17 protein-coding genes are annotated in these 21,738 nt (G+C 31.0%); 4 read left to right on the top strand and 13 right to left on the bottom strand.

Annotated elements, in window-relative coordinates; translation table 11 throughout:
* Positions 1 to 167: 167 nt before the first annotated feature.
* The 6 genes from clpB to KPL37_RS01450 form a co-directional block, all read right to left on the bottom strand.
* On the bottom strand, positions 168 to 2,780 hold the full coding sequence (gene clpB, locus KPL37_RS01475) for an ATP-dependent chaperone ClpB (protein ID WP_216145470.1): 2,613 nt from the start codon (positions 2,778 to 2,780) through the stop codon (positions 168 to 170).
* A 200-nt stretch (positions 2,781 to 2,980) separates the two neighbouring features.
* Complete coding sequence (locus KPL37_RS01470; protein ID WP_071612078.1) at positions 2,981 to 3,283, bottom strand: hypothetical protein; 303 nt, start codon at positions 3,281 to 3,283, stop codon at positions 2,981 to 2,983.
* A 253-nt stretch (positions 3,284 to 3,536) separates the two neighbouring features.
* Positions 3,537 to 4,529, bottom strand: a complete 993-nt coding sequence (locus tag KPL37_RS01465; RefSeq protein ID WP_216145468.1) for an NADH:flavin oxidoreductase — start codon at positions 4,527 to 4,529, stop codon at positions 3,537 to 3,539.
* 308 nt (positions 4,530 to 4,837) lie between these two features.
* Complete coding sequence (locus tag KPL37_RS01460) at positions 4,838 to 5,410, bottom strand: rhomboid family intramembrane serine protease (RefSeq protein ID WP_216145467.1); 573 nt, start codon at positions 5,408 to 5,410, stop codon at positions 4,838 to 4,840.
* A gap of 155 nt (positions 5,411 to 5,565) precedes the next feature.
* Positions 5,566 to 6,558, bottom strand: coding sequence for an adenosine deaminase (add, locus tag KPL37_RS01455; protein ID WP_216145466.1), 993 nt, complete (start codon positions 6,556 to 6,558; stop codon positions 5,566 to 5,568).
* A 24-nt stretch (positions 6,559 to 6,582) separates the two neighbouring features.
* Positions 6,583 to 7,593 (bottom strand): CPBP family intramembrane glutamic endopeptidase, encoded by a 1,011-nt coding sequence (locus KPL37_RS01450; RefSeq protein ID WP_216145465.1) that lies wholly within the window; start codon positions 7,591 to 7,593, stop codon positions 6,583 to 6,585.
* A gap of 472 nt (positions 7,594 to 8,065) precedes the next feature.
* Here KPL37_RS01450 and KPL37_RS01445 point away from each other — a divergent pair, with 472 nt between their 5' ends.
* The 3 genes from KPL37_RS01445 to KPL37_RS01435 all read left to right on the top strand — a co-directional run bounded on the left by KPL37_RS01445 (position 8,066) and on the right by KPL37_RS01435 (position 11,053).
* On the top strand, positions 8,066 to 9,283 hold the full coding sequence (locus KPL37_RS01445) for a quaternary amine ABC transporter ATP-binding protein (protein ID WP_216145464.1): 1,218 nt from the start codon (positions 8,066 to 8,068) through the stop codon (positions 9,281 to 9,283).
* On the top strand, positions 9,252 to 10,094 hold the full coding sequence (locus KPL37_RS01440; RefSeq protein ID WP_216145463.1) for an ABC transporter permease: 843 nt from the start codon (positions 9,252 to 9,254) through the stop codon (positions 10,092 to 10,094). The genes KPL37_RS01445 and KPL37_RS01440 overlap by 32 nt, the downstream gene beginning before the upstream one ends.
* Positions 10,095 to 10,159: 65 nt before the next feature.
* Positions 10,160 to 11,053: a glycine betaine ABC transporter substrate-binding protein gene (locus KPL37_RS01435; protein WP_216145462.1), complete on the top strand. Its 894-nt coding sequence runs from the start codon at positions 10,160 to 10,162 to the stop codon at positions 11,051 to 11,053.
* Positions 11,054 to 11,104: 51 nt separating this feature from the next.
* Here KPL37_RS01435 and KPL37_RS01430 read toward each other — a convergent pair whose 3' ends face one another.
* The 5 genes from KPL37_RS01430 to KPL37_RS01410 form a co-directional block, all read right to left on the bottom strand.
* On the bottom strand, positions 11,105 to 12,478 hold the full coding sequence (locus KPL37_RS01430; RefSeq protein WP_216145461.1) for a SpoVR family protein: 1,374 nt from the start codon (positions 12,476 to 12,478) through the stop codon (positions 11,105 to 11,107).
* 1 nt (position 12,479) lies between these two features.
* Positions 12,480 to 13,652: a sporulation protein YhbH gene (gene yhbH / locus KPL37_RS01425; protein WP_216145460.1), complete on the bottom strand. Its 1,173-nt coding sequence runs from the start codon at positions 13,650 to 13,652 to the stop codon at positions 12,480 to 12,482.
* A 4-nt stretch (positions 13,653 to 13,656) separates the two neighbouring features.
* Positions 13,657 to 15,579 carry a PrkA family serine protein kinase gene (locus KPL37_RS01420; protein ID WP_216145459.1) on the bottom strand — a complete coding sequence of 641 codons (1,923 nt, stop codon included), beginning with the start codon at positions 15,577 to 15,579 and terminating at the stop codon, positions 13,657 to 13,659.
* Between the two features lie 174 nt (positions 15,580 to 15,753).
* On the bottom strand, positions 15,754 to 16,182 hold the full coding sequence (locus KPL37_RS01415; protein ID WP_216145458.1) for a bis(5'-nucleosyl)-tetraphosphatase: 429 nt from the start codon (positions 16,180 to 16,182) through the stop codon (positions 15,754 to 15,756).
* A 222-nt stretch (positions 16,183 to 16,404) separates the two neighbouring features.
* A complete protein-coding gene (locus KPL37_RS01410) occupies positions 16,405 to 17,622 on the bottom strand; it encodes an NAD(P)/FAD-dependent oxidoreductase (protein WP_216145457.1) in 1,218 nt (405 codons plus the stop codon).
* Positions 17,623 to 17,912: 290 nt separating this feature from the next.
* Between KPL37_RS01410 and KPL37_RS01405 the strand changes: the two genes are divergently transcribed.
* On the top strand, positions 17,913 to 19,130 hold the full coding sequence (locus KPL37_RS01405; RefSeq protein WP_216145456.1) for an alanyl-tRNA editing protein: 1,218 nt from the start codon (positions 17,913 to 17,915) through the stop codon (positions 19,128 to 19,130).
* Positions 19,131 to 19,164: 34 nt separating this feature from the next.
* Here KPL37_RS01405 and KPL37_RS01400 read toward each other — a convergent pair whose 3' ends face one another.
* Complete coding sequence (locus KPL37_RS01400) at positions 19,165 to 20,499, bottom strand: SH3 domain-containing protein (protein WP_216145455.1); 1,335 nt, start codon at positions 20,497 to 20,499, stop codon at positions 19,165 to 19,167.
* The gene (locus KPL37_RS01395; protein ID WP_216145454.1) at positions 20,492 to 21,715 is read right to left on the bottom strand and encodes a 6-phosphofructokinase; all 1,224 of its coding nucleotides are present in this window, start codon (positions 21,713 to 21,715) and stop codon (positions 20,492 to 20,494) included. The genes KPL37_RS01400 and KPL37_RS01395 overlap by 8 nt, the downstream gene beginning before the upstream one ends.
* Between the last annotated feature and the right edge of the window lie 23 nt (positions 21,716 to 21,738).

The raw sequence follows: 21,738 nt of genomic DNA, 5'->3' as shown, positions 1-21,738 counted from the left end.
GCTATTTGATAATTTAATATTTATTTATAACTTATTTTAAAATTCACCAAACCTCATTACCTTTTTCTTTACAATACTAGATATCCAACCCTATAAATTATTTTGCTTATACAAAAAAAAGAATGCCACTTTAGACATCCTTTTCTCAGCTTACATTAAGTTAAATACTATTTTATAGCGTTACTTATTTTTTCTATAACAATTTGATCATCTTTAACATCTACACCAATGATAGAACCATCATTTATGTCTCCCTTAATAATCTTTTTTGAAATAGCTGTTTCCAAAACATTTTCAATATATCTCTTTAGTGGACGTGCTCCATAAACTGGATCATATCCTTCATCTGCCATAAGTTTTTTAGCAGCTGTAGTAACTTTCATTAATATATTCTTATCCTTAAGCCTATTTTGAATATCAGCAAGGAATATATCAACTATTCCTTCTATTTCCTTTGTTTCTAAAGGCTTAAATAATATAATATCATCCAACCTATTTAGAAATTCCGGTTTAAATTTAGACTTAAGTTCACTCATAACCTTATCCCGAATGCTCTTCTCAATACCGCCACTTTCTTTATTTTCTAAGAGATAGTTACTTCCAATATTTGAAGTCATTATTATTATACAGTTTTTAAAATTAACTATCTTGCCCTGATTGTCAGTTAATCGTCCATCATCTAATATCTGTAAAAATATATTAAACACATCTTCATGAGCTTTTTCTATTTCATCAAACAATACTACACTATAAGGTTTACGTCTAACAGCTTCTGTAAGCTGGCCACCCTCCTCGTAACCTACATAGCCTGGTGGAGCGCCTATAAGTCTTGACACCGAGTATTTCTCCATATACTCTGACATATCTATTCTTATTATATTATCACTACTCTCAAATAAAATTTCGGCTAGTGTTTTAGCAAGCTGAGTTTTCCCCACACCAGTAGGTCCAAGAAATATAAATGAACCAATAGGTCTTTTAGGATCTTTGAGGCCTGCTCTTGCCCTTATTACTGCATTTGAAACCGCAGTTACAGCTTCATTTTGACCAATTACTCTTTTTGTTAAATCGTCTTCAAGCCTTAAAAGCTTTTCTCTTTCACCTTCTTCAAGATTTGTTACAGGTATACCCGTCCACTTTGATACTATCTGTGCTATTTCCTTTTCTGTTACCTCTTCTTTAAGCATAGCAGTTTCATTATTTTGATGAATGTCTGCTTCTTTCTCTTTTATCTTGGCCTCTAACTTTGGAATTACTCCGTATTTAAGTTCTGCTACTTTATTTAAATCATACTCTCTTTCAGATTTTTCTATATCGCCTCTTGCAACATCTAGCTCTGCTTTTAAATTTCTGATTTCAACTATCTTAGATTTTTCTTTTTCATATTTTGCTGTCATTTGATTATCTTTATCTTTTAAATTACTTAACTCTTTCTCAAGTGCTATAAGCCTTTTCTTTGAAGCATCATCATTTTCTTTAGATAATGCCTTTTTCTCAATTTCTAATTGAAATACCTTACGTTTAATCATGTCCATTTCAGTTGGCATACTATCAATATCAGTTCTTATCATTGAACAAGCTTCATCTATAAGATCTATTGCCTTATCCGGTAGAAATCTTGCCGTTATATATCTATCTGATAATTTTGCTGCTGCAACAATCGCAGAATCATGAATCCTTATGCCGTGGTATATTTCAAATTTTTCTTTAAGGCCTCTAAGTATTGACACAGAATCTTCAACTGTTGGTTCGTCAATAGTTACTGGTTGAAATCTTCTCTCTAAAGCTTTATCTTTTTCTAAATACTTTCTATATTCATCAAAAGTAGTTGCTCCAATGCAATGAAGACTTCCTCTTGCAAGAAGTGGTTTAATCATATTTCCAGCATCCATAGAACCCTCTGATTTACCTGCTCCAACAATGTTGTGAATTTCATCTATAAATAAAATTATTTTACCTTCACTAGTTTCTACTTCTTTAAGAACTGCTTTAAGTCTTTCCTCAAACTCACCTTTAAATTTAGCACCAGCAATAAGTGCTCCCATGTCTAAAGAAAATATTATTTTATTCTTAAGACCTTCCGGTACATCTCCCTTTACAATTCTTTGTGCAAGACCCTCAACTATAGCAGTTTTACCAACTCCTGGTTCTCCTATAAGTACTGGATTATTTTTAGTTCTTCTAGAAAGTATTCTTATAACTCTCCTAATTTCCTCATCACGTCCAATTACTGGATCTAATTTATGTTTTTTAGCTTGCTCCACAAGATTTGATCCATATTTGACTAATGCCTCATAAGTACCTTCTGGATCCACAGTATCTACTCTTTGATTTCCACGGACGCTAGAGAGCACACTTAAAAATGCATCTTTAGTTATATTGAATTTTTTTAATATATCTGCTATCTCTTTAGTTTTTACATCCATAAGTCCAAGCATCACATGTTCAACACTTATAAATGAATCTTTAAATTTTTTAGCTTCATCTTCAGCACGAACAAAAACCTCATCAAGTCTTCTTGTGGCATATACAGAGCCACTATCAGCACCACTACCTGTAACTTTTGGCATCCTTGAGAGTTCATTTTTAATATCCATATTTAGACTAGTTATATCCACTCCCATTTTGCTAAATATATTAGGAATAAGTCCATCCTCTTGAGCTATAAGTGCTGCAAATAAATGCACCGTATCTACCTGTTGATGATTATTTTTTACAGCTAATGATTGAGCCTCATTTAATGATTGTTGAACCTTTACGGTTAATTTTTCTACATCCATGTATGTAATCCTCCCTTTTTATTAAACTATTACCATATTATAGATTTTTTCCGCAATATTTCAAGGTATAATTAATCACTATAATAACTTAATCATCTCCTGTGTCGATGCTTCAAGTTATTATAGTGACTATATCTTTGTCTATTTTAAGAATCTGTTATAGTTTTAATTTTCTATTACTTCATAGATAATCTTTTATATTATTTAAGCACTGCTTGTGTTATTTTTATAAGTTGCTCTTTACTTAATGCTTCAAGATACCTTTGACGTTCCAAAAATGTACACTCTTCTAAAAGTTTTCTTTCTCTGCGCGTTTCTATATAAATACCTGAAACCATAAGATCTTTACTATTGGAATCCATATAATGCCTTCGCCATATATTATAATATTTAATTGAGGTACTTTCACTGTAGCCCTTATTTATTAATTTCATAATACCTGTTTTTCTATCTTGTTTTTCAAAGCATTCACAAAGTTTATATATTTTCTGAAGCATTATCATCTTATTTTCCTTCCTTCTTAAGCATCCAGGAAACATATAAATAAAAGTTCCTCGTTTATTTTATCCAACCATGCACGATTTCTATTCACCTTATATTATACCATATTTTAGCTTAAATAACTGTTATTTATACACGAGATACTAAATTGTTTACAAAAATAAATAAAAAGCACAATTTATAAAAAAACTGTGCTTTCCTTCAACATGTGAAGATTTATAGTTTACCATTAGATAATAGTTTATTTGAATATTCTTATTTGAAACTTTTTATTGCCTTTTCTGCCCACTTAGAATCTTTATATATAGCCCTAGCTACGCCAATAAGGTCAGCTTTTCTAGAAGACAAAAGACTTTCAGCCGCCGCGACCTTTGTAATTCCACCAGCAAGTAAAACTGGAATAGACACAACTTCTTTTATGGCCTTGGTTAACGGTGAAAAATAACCTTGGCTAATGTTACCTGGAATAATAAACCTGCAAAAGCCTCCAGAAATATCAAGAATGTCTACACCCGCCTTCTCAAAAGCTACTGCTGCAATTTTACTATCTTCAATTGTAATACCACCCTCCATATTATCGCTAGCACCAAGCCTTAGAAGAACCGGAAAATCCTCCCCAACAACATCGCGTACAGCTTTAATAATATCTAAATGTATTTTAATTCTAGAAAGTAAATCTCCACCATATTCGTCGTTTCTCTTGTTAGTTAAAGGGGAAAAGAACTGATTTAGAAGATAACCATGAGCAGAATGAATCTCTACACCATCAAATCCAGCTTCTTTAACACGCCTTGCAGCATTTTTAAATTCTAAAATAATGTTTTTAATTTCATTTATTGAAAGTTCCTCTGGTACACTACTTGAATTTGGATTTATAATAGCCGATGGACCTACTGGATTAAGCCCTGTAATTTCTTTGCTTGTTGCACTTCCACCATGGTTAATTTGCATTACTGTTTTAGATCCGTTTTTATGAATAATACTAGATAATGCTTTTAACCCTTCAATGGTAGTATCCTCTGCGATAGAAAGTTGTCTTTCACTAGCCTTTCCAGCGAGTGTAATAAAACTGTGTTCTATAATAATAAGTGAGATATATCCACCCTTTGATTTTTCATCATAATAATCTAATATATCTTTGCTTACCATACCATTCTGCTCTGATTTTGACGTAGCCATTGGTGGCATAACCAATCTATTATTTAAAGTTAATTTACAATTTTCCAAAGGTTTAAGCAAAAAAGACATTTAATTACCTCCATATAGTTAATTATTTTATTATTTTTTATTATTAAATTGTATTTAACTATAGTATAACCTTTATAACTCTTAAATTCTATACTGCCTTGTTATTTACTTGAATGTCCCTTATAACAGCAAAAAAATATATACTCCCTATAGATACTTATATTTAAGTTACTACAGGGATTATATAAATTAGTTTATCATAATTATAATATAAAGTTCAATTTTTTATGATTAATTATGAAATCATATGAGAAAACATTAATGATATTGCTGAAACAAAAGTTAATACAGCTGTAATATTAACGACTTTAGTTGGAGATAGTATTTACCCACCACGCAAATAGTGCTCCACATATTCCACCGATAATATGTGCAAATTGAGATATATTATCCTGAGAAAAAGCTCCTACAAAAATCTCCCTACCAATGAATACGAAAAACACAATAATTAAAGTTAATGGGATTTTCCCTTTTTTCGCATTTGTAAATGAACTTAAAATAATAAACATATAGACAATACCACTCGCCCCTAAAAGTGCATCATTTGAGAAGATTGTATTTATTAGACCTGTAACTAAAGCTGTTACGAGTATTAACTGCACTAAAACTTTTGAACCATACTTTTCTTCTAGCATTGGTCCTATTATCAAGATTATAATAAAATTACCTGAAAAATGGTCCCAATTAGCATGACCCAATATATAAGAAAATAATCTTATATATTGCATTGGGTCCAAAAAAGAAGTTCTGTAATTTGAAAATATTACTCTATTAAGCGTTCCATTTGTTAAATAGCTTAATAGATAGCTTACAAGTGCTAATCCCGTAAAAGTCAAAATAACAGGTGAATTATACTGTATTTTCTTTAGTTTCCCAAACATTTTTTATCCTCCATTTTAATTCATACTTAAATCATCCCCTTATGAGATGCATTAACGACTTAAGAAGGATATTTATATTCCAACTTAAACTTTACTTCTGCTAAGGTAATTAACTCCCACTTATATAAATGTGAGATTTTCCTTCTGAGATGTCGTTAAATATAACTTCTTAACACTTTCTTTGTTTCTAAATTAACAAAAGCTGCATTTACACTATTAAAGTATATTTGTTTATAATCATCGAAAGTAATGTTAAATTCATCAAATAAAATTTTGCATTCCTTTGTCATATTTGTGTTTGACACAGTTCTATTGTCAGTATTTACTGTTATTTTTATTCCGTCATTATAAAAATTGTAAATTGGGTGGCTCTTTATCACATCAACTGCCTTAGTTTGAATATTACTTGTTATACACATTTCAAGAGTTATTTTTTTATCTTTTACAATATTGTAAGCCTCAATACAGTCTTTAATAAATACGCCATGGCCAATTCTTTCTGCCCCCAAAAGTTCTACTGCTTCGATTACATTTTCACCTATTCCTGTTTCACCTGCATGGATAGTTACTCTATACCCATATTTTCTAGCAAGTGCTATAGGTTCTATGAACTTTTTGCAAAACCCCTCATCTTCAGCTCCACATAAGTCTATAGCAACTACACCTTTAAATATATACTTTGCTCCTGCCTCCACAACTTCAACTGCTTTATCTTTTGACATAAATCGCATGCAACAAAGTATTACATTTCCTTTTATATCATATCTTTCTTCTGCATCTTTAATTCCAAAGATTACGCTCTCTATTACCTCGCTTACAGTTAAGCCATTATTTACATGAAGTAATGGTGCAAATCTTACTTCAATATATTTTACATTTTCTTTAGCACAGTCTTCAAGAAGTTCAAATGTAATTCTTCTTAAACTTTCTTTTGACTGCATTACTAAGTTTGGAATTACGAACATTTTTAAATATTCATCAAGAGACTTGCATTCCTCAGGGGCCGTCAATTCTTTTGTTATATTACAAACATCATAATAAGGAATTTTTATACCCTCGATCAAAGCTATATCAATTATCGTTTCCGGTCTAACACTACCATCTAAATGGCAATGCAAGTCAATTTTTGGTAAATCTTTATATTTCATATATTATCTCCTTTTCATATCAGCTTAATATTTTCTTAAAACCAACTGAGCCATAGAAACAAAGTATATAACCAATGGTATATATTTTGTTAAACCTGCAACTTTTCCACTATTTGTTTCTCCACATATTACCATATATTCTTCATCTCGTGCTACGTATTTTAAAGAATCATTAGTTTCTCCCAGCTCTATTCCTTTAGCTCTAATATCTGCGTCTTTATATTCTTTAAGTTTTCTTAAATTTTTGTATAGTATAGCACCCCCAAGTAGAAAGAATATTGATGCTTGAAGTAACACTGCTACGTAGCTAACATTAGCTTGCTGTGCTGATTTTGAAACACTACTTTCAAGCCCGGTGTTCATATAATTCATTAATACCTTACTTAAAATAAATGATATTGCATTATTTGCTGCATGAAGTGTCATACTTCCAACGATTGATCCTGTATACTCCCTAACCATTAATAAAACAATTCCTAAAAACATCACGTAAATGATTTGCATTACATTTCCATGAAAAGCTGCAAATACTGCTGTTATTATAAAATATTTTATTTTTTTATTTACCCCCTCATAAGCATCTAAAAAAATCCCTCTAAAAAATATTTCTTCAAAAAATGCTGGAAGCAAAACTACAACTAATAATCCAAGTAACGTTGTACTACTACTTAATAGATTTGATATTTGCGTACTATCTTTTATTGCAACTGGAAATAACTTCATACTTATAGAGTTAATCCCCATAGCAAAAATGTAAGTACCAAACGATACAAATATAGTTAGGTAAACTTGTTTTGTAGATATTTTCTTTATTACCATTACATTTTTAAACTTTCTTTTAGTAATAATGCAATATAATAAAGCAATTCCACCAAGTGCTATAACACTAGCACTACCTGAAAGCAGCAAAGAAACATTGCCATTTATTGGTCTTGCTAATTCAAATATTTTAATCGTCCAATATGGAACTAGGATAAATAACAATAATGCCAATAATAATAAGCTATTAGCTAATAGTATTTTTTTGTTTTTCATAATATTCTCCTTAAAATATAAAATTTTCATCATATTAGCTCTTTTTTCGGTATATTTTTCTTTAAATACATACTTACATGTAATGTTATTAATTCAATATATATCATAAGCTAATCACCTATAATAATCAAATATTTCATGTTTCTTTTAATATAATTTCTATCTAATATAATGGTTAAATTTTTAAAATACCATTTTGTACTTTTCTTAATAATAATTATCATGAAAAGTGGTTATTATAGAATATGACAACCTAAATTATAAATTTTTATATTCGAATAATTCATAGGATTTAATAACAATAATAAGATACTAGCAATAAACAACATAAATCTTTAGTTAAATAAGGTTATCTGGAGTAAATAGTCGCAAGGTTTAAATCCTTCACTGTCAATACTTGTCGTAAATTTGAATTTCTTAATTAATTTTGTTACAATTAAGACCTAGATTAAATACTAAAAGAGGTGGATAAATGTTAAAAATTGAAGTTAAGGGATTGACTAAGATTTTTGGTAAAAACCCTAAACAAGGAATAAAGCTCTTAGAAGAGGGAAAAATAAAACCAGATATCTTAAAAGAAACAGGAATGACTGTAGGTGTAAATAGAGCATCTTTTGAAGTACATGCTGGTGAAATTTTTGTAATTATGGGATTATCAGGAAGTGGAAAATCTACTCTTGTAAGATTAATTAATCGACTAATCGAACCAAATGCCGGTAGTGTATTAATAGATGGTGAAGATTTAGCAAAAATGGATAAAAACAAATTAAGGCAGACCAGAAGAAAAAAATTAAGCATGGTATTCCAAGGCTTTGGTTTGTTTCCTCATCGAACTGTATGGGAGAATGCTGGATTTGGATTAGAAATACAAGGAATGAACAAAGATGAAATCAAGAAAAAAGCGCTTGAATCACTTGAATTGGTAGGACTAGTAGGTTATGAGGATCAATATCCTAGTCAATTATCAGGAGGGATGAAGCAAAGAGTGGGCCTTGCAAGAGCTCTTGCTAATAATCCAGATGTTCTACTTATGGATGAAGCTTTTTCAGCATTGGATCCACTCATTCGTAAAGAAATGCAAGACCAACTTATAGATCTACAGGCATCTATGAAAAAAACAATTCTATTTATAACACATGACTTAGATGAAGCACTTAAAATAGGAGACAAAATTGCAATTATGAAAGATGGAATAATAGTGCAGATTGGTACTCCGGAAGAAATTATGACAAATCCTGCTGATGAATACGTTAGGAAATTCGTTGAAGATGTAGATAGATCTAAGGTTTTTTCTGCGCAGCATGTTATGAAACGCCCAGAGACTATCGATATAGAAAAACATGGTCCACGAGTAGCACTTCAACGTATGAGACAGGTTGGAATTTCAAGCATTTATGTTATTAACAAAAACAAAGAATTCCTTGGCGTTGTGACTGCTGATGCTGCATCTGAAGCCGTAAAAAATGGGAATAAAGATATTTATGATGTTATGATTACAGATGTTCCTGTGGTTCGTCCAGATTTATCATTAAATGATTTGTTTGAGGTAATTCACAATTCTCCTGTACCAGTAGCGGTTGTTGAAGATAAAATATTAAAAGGAATTATAGTTCGAGGTGCAGTACTTGCAGCTCTTGCAGGAAATGAGGTGAATTCAGATGACACAGATACCACAAATACCAATAATTAAATGGTGTGATATTCTTGTAGAATGGCTTAGAGATAATGCTCAGTGGTTTTTTGAACCAATTAAAGATGGATTAAACGGACTTGTAACTGGCATAAGTGATGGACTGATAGCTATCCCGCCATTAGTTTTTATTTTAATTATCGTAGCATTAATTATATTTATAACTAGAAAAAAATTCGGATTAGCTATATTTGCTTTATTAGGGTTATTATTAATACAAAATCTTGGATTTTGGGAAGACACAATGCTTACGCTTTCATTGATTTTAACAGCTAGTTCAATATCGATTATAATAGGTATTCCTCTCGGAATTTGGATGTCGAAAAATAAAACGGCTCAAAATGTAATAACGCCTATATTAGATTTTATGCAGACTATGCCTGCATTTGTCTATTTAATACCTGCTGTTTCTTTCTTTGGAATAGGAATGGTACCTGGAATTATTGCTTCTGTTATATTTGCAATGCCTCCAGTTGTAAGGTTAACTAATCTTGGTATTCGTGAAGTGTCAGAAGAACTAATAGAGGCAGCAAATGCCTTCGGTGCGACACCTACCCAAAAATTATTTAAAGTTCAATTACCTCTTGCAAAAAATACAATTATGGCAGGAGTTAACCAAACAATTATGTTATCACTATCTATGGTTGTTATAGCTTCTATGATCGGTGCTGACGGCTTAGGTGTTGAAGTTTTTAGAGCTGTCACAAGAAATGAAGCTGGGCAAGGATTTGCTTCAGGTCTTGCTATTGTTATATTGGCTATGATACTCGATCGTATTACTCAATCACTAAATACAAGAAAAGATTCATAAAGGTTTAAAATCTATTAGAATTATTTTTAATTAATATATCTAAATTAAAAGGGGGAAATAAAAATATGATTAAAAACAATTGGAAAAAACTTAGCGTGGTGGCCTTGAGTATTGCAGCCCTAACATTTGTCGGCTGTGGTAATAAGACTGAAACAAAGACTGCTGATACATCTATTGGTGAGAAAATGAATTACAAAATTACAGGCATAGATGCTGGTGCTGGCGAAATGAAACTTGCAGAGCAAGCTGTTAAAGACTATAAATTAAAATATACTGTTCAAGCTAGTTCAGGTGCTGCTATGACACAAGCACTAGCAGATGCCTATAAAAATAAAGAACCAATAATAGTTACTGGTTGGTCTCCTCACTGGATGTTTGGTAAGTATGACTTAAAATACCTAAAAGACCCTAAGGGAGTTTTCGGTGGAGCTGAACATATAGATACAGTTATACACAAAGGCGTAAAAGAAAAAGAGCCTAATGCTTATAAAATATTAGATCAATTTGCTTGGACTTCTACAGACATGGAAGCTGTTATGCTTAAAATTAATGATGGTGGAGATGTAAAGGAAGTTGCAAAACAATGGATTACTGACAATAAAGATAAAGTAAGCAAATGGACAAAAGGCGCAAAAAAAGTAGATGGTAAAACAATTAATCTTGCTTATGTTGCTTGGGATAGTGAAATTGCTTCTACTAACGTAATTGGATTAGTACTAGAAGATATGGGATACAAAGTTAAACTTACACAAGTAGATGCAGGACCAATGTGGGCTGCAGTAGCTAGTGGAGACGCAGACGCTATTGTTTCAGCTTGGTTACCAGCAACACACGCTAAATATATATCAGACTACAAAGATAAAGTAGAAAATTTAGGACCAAACCTACAAGGAGCTAAAGTAGGCCTAGTTGTTCCTAAGTACATGAATATTGATTCTATAGAAGATTTAGCTAAATAAATTTTAAATAGTAGAACCCTCTGTAAAGCTTATGCTTTACAGAGGGTTCTATTACATTTTCACAATAATGTTACCAGCATCACATATAAGTCTAATCTGATTTCCTACCCGTTTTGTTTTTAATGTTACAGTGTGACCCCATAACTCATATATATACCTTAATGTAGCTTCCGCATAGGCTGAATTTAATTCCCTTCCATCATAAACATGCTCCAGTATTAGTGTTTTGTCCTTTTGAGACATTTCCGCTACTCTAATAACTGGTATACTTCCTGCTCCACAAGAACTAGCTAGAGTATTTCTAATGCTTTTAAAACCATTATCATCAGCAACTTCTTTAACTACATACTTCCCATTAGTTGCAGCATATTCAAATAAATTAAGTTCTTCACATAATTCCTTTGTTAAATATTTTCTTAAAAAAGATTCATCTCTCTCTATCGCCCTAACTTCAAATATTTTATCCATTCCATATCTTTTTAAAATATCTTCAAATATCTTAAAACCTATAAAATATGGGTTTATAGATCCTTGCCCTGGAGCAATAACATCGTTATGACGTTTAATAAATTCTAAATGAAGTCCATCTGGTAATTTAAGCTGCTTTACTAAATTATAATGCCAAAAACTAGCCCATCCTTCATTCATTATTTTTGTTTCTATTTGAGGAATAAAGTATGAAGTTTCTTTCCGTACAATTTCTAGTAAACTTTTTTCCCATTCCTCTATATCACCATATTTTATTATAAAATATAAAAGATCATCCTCTGGTTCTAATGGTATTTTATTTATCTCTGGAAATTCTAATTTTACATAAGCATCTAAATTGTTATGAACTTTATTGTCCCTTTTATAATTCTCCAAAATTCTTTGCTTTAAAACTTCATCAGTTATTCTCTTTGCCCCAATAACCCTATTTGTCTGAAACTTTATGGCATGAGCTGCATCCAATATTCTCTCTACCTTTTCATATCCTATACTTGGATCATTTATAAAACTTCTTACCGTATCTGCATGAAACTTAAACATTTCAACAGTAGATGCAGCTCTGGTCCCTTCCTTAAAAAGCCTATTATTTTTAAAGAAATCATTATGTCCATAAACATGAGCTATAGTTAATATCTGTAATAAAAGTGTATTTTCCTTCATTAAATATGCTAAACAAGGATCAGAATTTATAACCATCTCATATGGTAACCCGCTTAAATTATATTTATATGTTGTACTATTTTTTTCATATGATTTACCAAAGCTCCAATGAGGATAACTTGAAGGCATCCCAAAATAGGATTCGTAAGCTAACATATCTTTATATCCAATCATTTCGAATTCTTGAGGATAGTAATTAAGTTTTGTTTGTTTTACTAACCCCTCAATTTTTTCATTCCACTCTTCTAAATCTTTTAAGGTATAATCAAAGCTCATATCACCTCACCCCATCTTTTTTTAACATATATTTAAGCCCTTCCCATAAGTCCTGTTTTTGCTTTATTTCGACTGATAGAAAGTTTTCATTAGTTATACCCTTTGAAAAAACATCTTTCATAGAAGCAGAGTAATAGCTATTCATAAGCTCTGCATAACCAAATAAATTACTTACCTCACAAATTTCTTTTGCAGCCTTTATGGCTTTCTCATTGTCTTCTTCCCAATTATCTCCATCACTTACGTAAAAAACATACACATTCCAATTATCAGGATTATATCTTTTATCAATTATTTCTAAAGCTTTATTTAGTCCACTAGAAATATACGTACCCCCTGATTCAACTTTATGAAAAAAATCAACTTCATTTACCTCCTTGGCAACCGTTGTATGTGCAATAAAACTAACCTCTACATTTGAGTATTTGGATTGAATAAATTGAGATAGTATAAAAAAGAATGAGCGTGCTAAATATTTTTTTGTAGTATCCATTGATCCTGATACATCCATCACACATAAAATAACTGCGTTTGATTCTCTCTTTAAAACTTTCTTAACTCTATGATATCTTAAATCATCATTCTTGAAGGGCAATCTTTCAATTTCATCACCCTTAGATTCTTCTATTAAAGCTTTATTCTTCGCCTGCTGCCTTTTAATTTTCTCGGCTACTGTTCTTTTTTTAGCAAGTCGTGGATTAATACCATGTTTTTGATACCCTGCTCTTTTTAGACCATTCTCCGTTAGAATTTCAGAAAATTTCTTCTTATCCATCTCAGGAAGTTCTAAATCCTCTAAGAGATAATTTAGTGCATCTTCAAGTGTTATCTCAGTTTCATAGATATCTTCCCCTTCTTTATCCCCAGCTTTCGCTCCTCCGTTTCCTTCCCCTTGTGCTTTTTCTTTTCCTATGACTTGATCTCTTTTTTCCGTGCCGTCACCGCTTGCAACTCCCCCCTTATTTTTACCAAAAATAAATTCATATTCTTTCAATCCTTTTATTGGAATCTTAATTTTTTTATCCTTACTTTGCCCAATAATACTCTCTTCTGACAATATATCTCCCAGATTCTCTTTAATAGATTTTTCAACAAGCTGACGATGCCTTCTTCTGTCTTCTGAAGCTCTATCGTGCTCTATGGGAGTTACATTATAGTCTCTAAATATTGCCATGATTCTAATCCTTCCATAAATTATTAGCTGCGTATTTTAGTATTACATCACAACAATGGTCACAATAACCGTTAGCCTTCATTTGCTCAACCATTACGTTATATTTTTCATCTTGATCCTTATCCCGAACTCTAGACCTAGTTATAATTCTTGATAATTCTTTTACAGAACTTGTTAGTTTCTTCTCTATTGCTTCCTTTAAAGGCTCATATGACTCATATTTAATTTTTCCACCATTTCTAACCACATAAAACATATATGAAGTTACATCACTTCTAAAACCCTTAGATGAACTCTCAGATATTCCAATCTGTTCTTCTATTGACCTCATAAATGACTCATCCGCTTGAAGTTCCTCGCCAGTAGCTTTATCCTTTAATTTTGACTTATTCACAAACGCTTCTGCATTATCTATATAATTATCAAACAAGCTTTCGGCTTGTTCCTTATAACTATGAATAAAGGCCTTAGTTACTTCTTTCTCCAAAATCTTATTATATTCTTTTCTAATACTATCCTGAATGAAGCCCATATACTTCTTCTTCTCATCTTCAGCAATATCCATTTCCCTTACAGACTTAATTATGCTTTCCATAATACTTAACGGATTTATGCAATCTGAATCCGAATCCGAAATAGCATTATCAATGGCCTTTACTATAAATCTTGTAGAGATTCCATGCATACCTTCATCGAGTCCTGCTTCTTCTCTTAATTCACTAATATCTATTTTCTGTGTAGTTCCATTTTCTACTATTTCTTCACCATTATATATCTTAAGCTTAGTTATAGGATCTACCTTATTGGATGGCTTAAACCTTGAGAGCAATGCGAACATTGCAGCAATTTCAATTGTATGTGGAGCTATATGTGGCTTAAAATTACTCTTCTTAAGTATCTTTTCATAAATTTTAATTTCTTCATTTAGCTCAAGGCAATAAGGAACCTCCACCTTTACAATTCTATCTAAAATAGCTTCATTTGTATGATCAGACTTAAATCTATTCCACTCCGCTTCATTAGAATGGGCAATTATTATACCATCAAAGTAAATCATAGATCCCTTTCCTGGTGATGGTATTGATTTTTCTTGAGTTGCAGTTATTATAGTATGAAGATACTCAACATCATTTTTAAATACTTCTATAAATTCAACCATTCCCCTATTACCAACATTAAATGCTCCATTAAGAGAAAAAACCCTTGGGTCATCTTCTGAGTACAAATCCATTTTGGATATATCAACTGAGCCTGTTAAAATTGAAGTATCTTGATTATTAGGATCTACTGGAGGTACAACACCTATACCTTTTCTTGATCTTATTGAAAATGATGTAGTTGTAACAGGAAATTTTTCATATTCTCCATTGTATTCATGGATTAATTTATATTTGCATGCTGGGCAAAGATCCCCTTCAATTTTCACATCGAGCATTTCTCCAATTTTGCCTCGTAGATGTTTTGGTATTAAATGTAGTGGTTCCTCATTCATAGGGCATCCCTTTAGGACATATACAGGTTCTGTGTTTTCAAAAGCGTTCTTCAAAGCTTCCACAAGTGATGACTTCCCAGCTCCTACCGGTCCTGCTAAATACAATACTTGTCTAGATTCCTCTCCCTTCATGGATGCAGAATAAAAATAACTAACGAGTTTCATTAATACTTTATCAATTCCAAAAAAGTCATCTTTAAAAAATTCATACCTTTTTATAACATCATTACCATATATTTTTCTTATTCTTGGGTTTTCTTCAGGTTTTAAGGTTTCATATCCACCTTTTATTATTGTGTCATACATCCTCTTATGGGATAACTTAGCCTTATCAGGATCTGCTTTAATAATATCTAAATATTCTAAAAAAGTTCCCTCAAATTTACTCTTGGCCTTATTCCCTCTATCATTTTCTATTATATTTTTAAAATCCATCTAATACCTCCTTAGGTAAAATTATTTTAATAATATTAAATATATGCAAGAGCATCACACTAAAATGATTAAAAATAAAAACTTATGAAAATTTTAAAATACCACTATAAAGTATACTTATTTCATTTGTATACTCTATAGTAGTATCTTTATATAATACTAGGCCTTACCCAATTATTTAGAAACATTAATAAATTCAAACGCTCGCTTTAAAACATCCTTGCTCGTTTTATAAGTTAATGTTTGATATGTGTTTAGATAACTTTGCCATTTATAATCTTTTATTTCATCTAGTTGAATATTAATAGACTGATTCTCAACCTTAGCTAAGAAAAATACAACATGTTTTATAATATCTTCTTTTATTTTCTCATTTTTTATTAAATATTCCACGGACACTTTAAACCCATTTATTAAAATAACCTCAAGTCCAACCTCCTCATTAACTTCTCTTATTGCTGTTAACTGCTCACTTTCATCTTTTTCAACATGCCCTTTTGGAAATCCCCAATGTCCGTCATTTATAGCGCTAACGCTTAAAAACTCTATATTCTTTCCAATCTCTCTATAAATTACAACCCCACATGATTTTTCAAACTTCATACTATTACCCACACCCCTTAATTAAAATAAACCTTATACTTAATAATTATCATAATAGTAGATGACACCTTTAAATATAAGATATTTCTCTAAAATTATACGGTATATTGTATGATTTATTACTCAAATCCACCACTTTGCATGTATTTATTGTTAATTATCTTTTTATATAATTCTTAATCAAAAAAACACAAGCTCACTACAAATATGAGCTTGCATTTTTTAATTATCAAATCTATCAACTTTAAATAGCCTTAAATCTTCATTGCATTTCCCTAAATATAGATCACTAAGCATCATTCCGCCAAGCATTGAAAATAATATTCCATTCGCACCATACCCCAGGCAATACCACAACTTATTATTATCTGGGTCTTTGCCTATAAAACCCAAATTATCTTTTGTGGATGCAAACGCACCACAATATTTATATTCTGCTTCTATATTTTTAATGTCCTTAAACATAAATTTTAACCTTTGCTCTAATAAATCATATTTTTCTTTTGCAGCCTTTTCATTAAATATATCTGGTACAAAACTTATATCTTCCCCACCTATAATTATTCTATTATCCTCAGTAGTTCTATAATAATTATAGGGTAAATTATTATCACGAACAAGTGCCCTTTTGTACCAACCTGAAAAGTCGCTAACAGGTTTTGTTGCCAAATTAAAAGTAGTAGTTTTAGTTCCAAAGTTTCTTTTGCTAAATAATCCTGTATTATACCCAGTAGCTACTATAACTATTTTTCCCTTTACTTTATAACCATAAGTAGTATCAATAAGAACCTCACTATTTTCGTAATTTACAGATGTAACCTCTGTGTTCTCATAAACTCTAACTCCTTTTTTAATGCTTATATCTATAAGCTCATGAGTATACTTATATGGATCAAATTGTGCTCCACCATTGTTAGAATATACTCCAGCTTTCAAATCAAAGCCAAAGGGATTATTAGTCTCATCAATGAATTCTACATCAAATCCATTTTCTTTTCTAACTCTATATTCTTCATAAATCTCATTAATTTCTAATTTTTTAGAAGTATATAGTAATGTGTCTTTTTTTCTATAATCACATCTATTCCCATATTCATTCATAATATTATCGATCTCATTTAAAGCTTTTATTCCCAATTCATAAGACCTTATTACATCTATTTGTGTTGTAGCTTCCATTAAATCATTCAACTTATCATCTAATTCATACTGAAGTAATGATGTTGTCAGTCCTGTACTACAATATCCTATTCTATTTTTCTCGAGTATAACACTTTTAATATTTGCTTTTGAAAAGTAATATCCTAAAATACTTCCGGTAACTCCACCTCCTACTATTATCACATCAGTTTCTATATTTTCTGTTAAATAGTCATACTGTTTTGGTACTTTGTTTGTTTTTGTGAATATAGGTTCCCCTTGTACATATTGTAAATTCATCGTATACCACCTAACTAATTATATTTTTTTATATTTTATCCAAATTCGCTTTAATCTAATAATACAATCAACTTATTAACTTTAAACATAGTGTTTCTTAATTGATATTCCTATATGCATATAATAAACATTAATATTTAAGTAACCTATTTGTTATTTTGCATACCATATTTTTTTTATGTTACAATATACATTAAAATGAGGAAAAATATAAAATACAAGGTGAATCTTATTTGTATTTTATATTACCATAGCCATGTTAGATAGTTGACAAAAGGAGATGTTATAATTTGGAAAAGTTATACTATGAAGACCAATATAAAAAAGAATTTACAGCCGAAATAATAGATATAATCGAAAAAGAAACCAAATATCACGTAGAATTAAATAGAACATATTTCTACCCAAAAGGTGCCGGGCAGCCGAGCGATACAGGACATATAGATGGATCTTTAGTCACCTGTGTATACGAAGAAAACAATAAAATATATCATGTATTAGAAGTGAGACCTTTAAAAATTCATAAGGTCAAATGTAAGATCAACTTTAATTTACGATATGATTATATGAAGCAACATTTAGGTCAGCATATACTTTCCTCATGTATTTATGATTTATTTAACCTAACTACTATTGGTTTTCACCTTGGTTTAACTTCTTCAACTATTGATCTTGATAAAGCTATTGACGCCCTTGAAATTAGACATTGCGAAAAAAAGGCTAACGATATAGTTAATGAAAATATTAAAATAGAGACTCTACAGTTTACAAACTCAGAACTAAAAAAATCATCACTAAAGAAGATTCCAGTAAAGCCTGGTGAAAAAGTTAGGGTTGTGAAAATCGCTGATATTGATGTTTTTCCATCCCAAGATATATATCCGAATTCCACTATTGAAGTTCAATTAATTAAAGTCATAAAATTTGAGAAATATAAAACTGGCATAAGAATTGAATTTATATGTGGGCAAAGAGCAGTTTCTAATTATATTTTAAAATTCGAAGCCATTGAAAAAATGTCTAAACTTTTATCCTGCAATAATGATACACTTATATCAGAAGTAGAACAGCTTTCTAGTGAACTTAATAAGGCTCTTACAGAAAAGAGGGCATTAAAGGCAGCGGTTGCTACATATGAAGTTCAAAACATGTTAAAAGAAGCTGAAAAAATAGATGATGTTAGGATACTTAAATTCATTTATGATAAAACGGACCTTAAATATGCTACCATGTTAGCAACAAAATTAGTATCCTCGCCCAAAGTTATAATTTTATTTGGGGTAAAATTCCAAGATAAAGCAAACCTATTGTTCATGTGTTCAAAAGATTTAAAAATTGTAAGAATGGATTCTCTTTTAAAGGATGCAATAACTCTTATCGATGGTAAGGGTGGTGGAAGTGAATTTTCTGCGCAAGGTGGTGGAAAAAATAATAATAATTTAGATTCGGCGCTTGACTATGCCTTAAGTAAAATTAAAGAAAGTATACTCTCTAGACCAAAAAATTAGACATTAATTTGTATTGCAAGTAGATTATTTAGAGCTAGTCCTTGATAACAAAGTCTCTAGCTCCATATAATCCTTCAATATAGGTTTTACCATCCGCTGATAATCCAATGCATAGTGGTGAAACCATTACTTCACGCACTTTATAATATTTTAGACTTCCACCACTGACCTCTTTATAAAAACCTGAGAAATTATGAATAATGTAATGTTTTCCATTTTCTTTGCCTAGATATATCATTCCATGTCCATCCATATATACCCCCACCCCAGGTTTTAATTTATCAAGTATCTTTTTTCTCTCCCCTACTGTCATACTTTCATTTATTTCATAGAAATTGCCTACGCAAAGTTTACCTTGCTGCTCTGCATTTCTAGGTAGTTTTATATTCATACTTCTATATATATCCATTATAAAACTTGTACAATCTCTTGAGTTAAACATACCTCCCCATCCGTATCTTTCACCTAAGAATTTAAAAGCATTAACTATAATATTTTCTCTAGTATATGGTAAATACCCTACTGATATCTCTTCGTTTCTTGCAATTAATGCTAATTTAAATTTCACTTTACCACTATTACTTCTTGTCGGAAATTTAACCACGTAATTACCTGTAGCATTCTGACCATAAACATCTGCTTTTATCTCATCAATATTAGCAAGTGGTATCCTAATACCCATATCAAGTTTGACTTCAGATAATTGATTATTTAATGGATTATAACTTGTAAATACCCTTTTCCCTATAGTTACTATAAAATCTTTTGTATTAAGATAATTAAAAAGTTCTTCTTTTTTAATTATGGCTATATCTTTTTTAGGTATCCAGGCTAAATAATTATACATCTGAGCTAAATACCATTCAGAATCCTTACTTTCAAAAATAATGACAAGGGCTTCAACTGGATATACAGCAGTCTCTTGAAATCTGTCAAACTCATAATTATCACCATTTTTAAATGCCCTATCATAAGTCGGAAATGTTCTCATCATAGTCTTTCTAACAGTAATCCCATATGTAATACTGTTAATATTTTTTATTCCACAAATGTTGCAATTATCCACTAACTCTTTATAATATTTAGAATCTAATAACAACTCATCCTCATTGAACATTTCATGTTTTGGTAAAATACTAACGATGTTTATCTTATCTATTAGTTCTTGTCTACTAAAACATTCTTTGTAATTTTCTAAATCCACTATGGGTCCATTTGCTATCACATTACTCCTATTATATATTTCGATGTCCTGTTTTTTCATAATAACGCACGCCATATTATCATATTTCATCCAATATTTTGGATAAAGCATTTCTTCCTTTAAACCTGGAATACTTGAATAAAATAGACTATATACCTTACTCATTTTTATTTAGAATTTTTGGTACTTTAGATGCACGAAGTCTGTGTGCATAATGCATTTCTGATCCTAATAATGGCCTAGCATAGTTTATAAATGCTTCAGTTACATTATTGCATGCACTATTAATAAAATTATCCGGCATTACTTTCGTCTTGCCTGCCACGAGGTCCAGTGGAGTAAGTCTATAATCTACTGAATAATGACCTGTTCTATGAATAGTAATTGAACCACCAACATTATCCCAAAGTGCATACTGTGCAGCTTTTTCGCCGACTTCGCGAGCTTCGTTTCTATCTACATCTGAGACACATCCCATAAAACACCTTTGAGGATATCCAAATGTATCGGATCTAACTCTTTTAATATTTAGATGGTTTTTAATGTACTTACCTAATAGGTCACCTAATGCCCCCGTTCCTGAAAGTTGTATATTTCCATGAGCATCTTTTTCTACTCTCTCCATAAGACTTGCAATTATTGGTACTCCTTTTTCATCTTGAATTCCTTCTGAAACAGCTATTACACATCTTCCATATTTATCATAAACATTTTTAACATCAATTAGAAATTGTTCTATTTTAAAAACTCTTTCAGGTACATATATTAAATGTGGTCCGTCATCTTCGTACTTTTTAGCAAGGGCTGCAGCGGCCGTTAAAAAACCTGCATGTCGTCCCATTACTACCCCTATATAAATTCCTGGTAACGCTCTATTGTCAAGATTAGCTCCAATAAATGCATTGGTAATGTATTTAGCTGCAGATCCATAACCAGGAGTATGATCATTAATCATGAGATCATTGTCTATAGTTTTTGGTATATGAATTGCTCGAAGTTCATAATTTGAAATTATAGCTTGCTGATTTACTATTCTAACTGCATCTGATGAATCATTCCCTCCAATATAAAAGAAGTATCTTATTTCATGAGCTTTAAGCACCTTAAATATTTCCTTACAGTATTCTTCATCTGGCTTATCTCTTGTAGATAAAAGTGCTGATGATGGAGTCATAGCTACCTGTTCTAGGTTATGTGTTGTCTCACGGCTAAGATCATGAAAATTTTCATTAACTATCCCGTTTACTCCATTTATAGCACCATAGACTTTTGTCACCTGCGCAAATTTTCTTGCTTCGAGTACCGCACCAACTAAAGATTGGTTAATAACAGCAGTTGGTCCTCCCCCTTGTGCAATTAAAACTTTACCTTCAATTATCATATTTCTACCTCCCACTTATAATT

This window comes from Clostridium frigoris (genome assembly GCF_018861865.1).
GTDB classification, from domain to species: Bacteria; Bacillota; Clostridia; order Clostridiales; family Clostridiaceae; genus Clostridium_AD; species Clostridium_AD frigoris.
This window is presented reverse-complemented; position numbering and strand designations above follow the sequence as displayed.

Excerpts from the sequence above, each read along its gene's own strand:
- clpB (WP_216145470.1), bottom strand. The coding sequence starts at position 2,780 with ATGGATGTAGAAAAATTAACCGTAAAGGTTCAACAATCATTAAATGAG.
- KPL37_RS01470 (WP_071612078.1), bottom strand. The coding sequence starts at position 3,283 with ATGATAATGCTTCAGAAAATATATAAACTTTGTGAATGCTTTGAAAAA.
- KPL37_RS01465 (WP_216145468.1), bottom strand. The coding sequence starts at position 4,529 with ATGTCTTTTTTGCTTAAACCTTTGGAAAATTGTAAATTAACTTTAAAT.
- KPL37_RS01460 (WP_216145467.1), bottom strand. The coding sequence starts at position 5,410 with ATGTTTGGGAAACTAAAGAAAATACAGTATAATTCACCTGTTATTTTG.
- add (WP_216145466.1), bottom strand. The coding sequence starts at position 6,558 with ATGAAATATAAAGATTTACCAAAAATTGACTTGCATTGCCATTTAGAT.
- KPL37_RS01450 (WP_216145465.1), bottom strand. The coding sequence starts at position 7,593 with ATGAAAAACAAAAAAATACTATTAGCTAATAGCTTATTATTATTGGCA.
- KPL37_RS01445 (WP_216145464.1), top strand. The coding sequence starts at position 8,066 with ATGTTAAAAATTGAAGTTAAGGGATTGACTAAGATTTTTGGTAAAAAC.
- KPL37_RS01440 (WP_216145463.1), top strand. The coding sequence starts at position 9,252 with ATGACACAGATACCACAAATACCAATAATTAAATGGTGTGATATTCTT.
- KPL37_RS01435 (WP_216145462.1), top strand. The coding sequence starts at position 10,160 with ATGATTAAAAACAATTGGAAAAAACTTAGCGTGGTGGCCTTGAGTATT.
- KPL37_RS01430 (WP_216145461.1), bottom strand. The coding sequence starts at position 12,478 with ATGAGCTTTGATTATACCTTAAAAGATTTAGAAGAGTGGAATGAAAAA.
- yhbH (WP_216145460.1), bottom strand. The coding sequence starts at position 13,652 with ATGGCAATATTTAGAGACTATAATGTAACTCCCATAGAGCACGATAGA.
- KPL37_RS01420 (WP_216145459.1), bottom strand. The coding sequence starts at position 15,579 with ATGGATTTTAAAAATATAATAGAAAATGATAGAGGGAATAAGGCCAAG.
- KPL37_RS01415 (WP_216145458.1), bottom strand. The coding sequence starts at position 16,182 with ATGAAGTTTGAAAAATCATGTGGGGTTGTAATTTATAGAGAGATTGGA.
- KPL37_RS01410 (WP_216145457.1), bottom strand. The coding sequence starts at position 17,622 with ATGAATTTACAATATGTACAAGGGGAACCTATATTCACAAAAACAAAC.
- KPL37_RS01400 (WP_216145455.1), bottom strand. The coding sequence starts at position 20,499 with ATGAGTAAGGTATATAGTCTATTTTATTCAAGTATTCCAGGTTTAAAG.
- KPL37_RS01395 (WP_216145454.1), bottom strand. The coding sequence starts at position 21,715 with ATGATAATTGAAGGTAAAGTTTTAATTGCACAAGGGGGAGGACCAACT.